Raw genomic sequence first — 1,122 nt, forward strand, 5'->3', positions numbered from 1 at the left:
TGAGTTACCTCAGTAGACGTATTCTCTATGTTTACTTATTTTAACATAGTTTGGTTTTTTCTCACCGACTTACTTAGCTGTTATAGGCTGGCCGAATTTGTCTAGCGGAATTTCCGGAGGATTTATCAGCACCCAGGGTATTTGCTGCTGAGCCGCATCAATCCGCAAGGCTTCTCGTTTTGCCAAGAAGTCCGACAAACTCTTAGTAACTACTTGGAGTTCTTGCTGTAAATTGTCGTATTGTCGGGTTGTAACTGAAAAGTTTCTAATTTTTTGGTTGAAAGCATTTTGCAAAGCGGTCATTTCGCGATCGCGCGCTTCAATTTCTTTGATTTGGGTCTCTAAATTTCCCATCACCACTTCTCTGGCTTGTTGAGTGGCGGTTAAAATCAGTTCTTCCCGACTTTTTCGCAGCGCTAAAACTGGCAAACTGTCTTCTCTGTACTGAGCTAATTTTAATGACAATTCCGAGTCTATTCTCTGAATTTGACCTAAGAGTCCGCCGTAAGCTTGCCCTTGGGTCATCAGCAGCCCCTGGGGATTATTTTCGTTGAGTAGTTTTTCATAGCTTTGGTAGAGGTTTCGCATCCCTTTTAGCTGAACTCTGATTTCTACTTGCTTGCCCCGAATGCTTTGAACTTGTTCAGACAGAGATTTTCCCTCTATCTGCGGTTCAAATAAGTTGCTCTGCTGCCGCAGTTTTTGGACTTGCATTTGCAGAACTTCCACTCTTTCTGGGAGCTTGGGCATCTCCGTGTCTATAAATTTAATACCTTGATTAATGCCCATCAGCCGTTGCGGCAAGCTGTAGTCTAGATAAGCTTTAGAAATTTTGTCCAAGACGCGGTAAATTTTTTTTTCGGTTTGAATCTTTGTAGCGAACTTGTAAAATTTTTGTGCCTTGCTGTTCATTGGTGACAAGTTAAGAAGCTCGATCAAAAGTCAAGAGGGACTTTCTCAAGCGAGACAAAACGTGTGAAACTCAGACTGGATATGTCATCTAGCCCCGGTGAGTCCCCATGAGCCACAACAGAAAAACCAATAGCGGGACTTAAACAATAAATCAGAGATAAGTAAGCTATAATGTAAGTAGGGTAAGCATTTAACGTTCCCGTCACACCC

Annotated in this window: 1 protein-coding gene; it reads right to left on the reverse strand. The window is 42.3% G+C overall.

The genetic code is table 11. From position 1 onward, the window contains the following. Positions 1 to 69 precede the first annotated feature (69 nt). Positions 70 to 912 (reverse strand): hypothetical protein, encoded by an 843-nt coding sequence (locus QUB14_RS28635; RefSeq protein ID WP_333221644.1) that lies wholly within the window; start codon positions 910 to 912, stop codon positions 70 to 72. Positions 913 to 1,122: the final 210 nt, after the last annotated feature.

This window comes from Microcoleus sp. B3-D2 (assembly GCF_036705345.1).
Lineage (GTDB): Bacteria > Cyanobacteriota > Cyanobacteriia > Cyanobacteriales > Microcoleaceae > Microcoleus.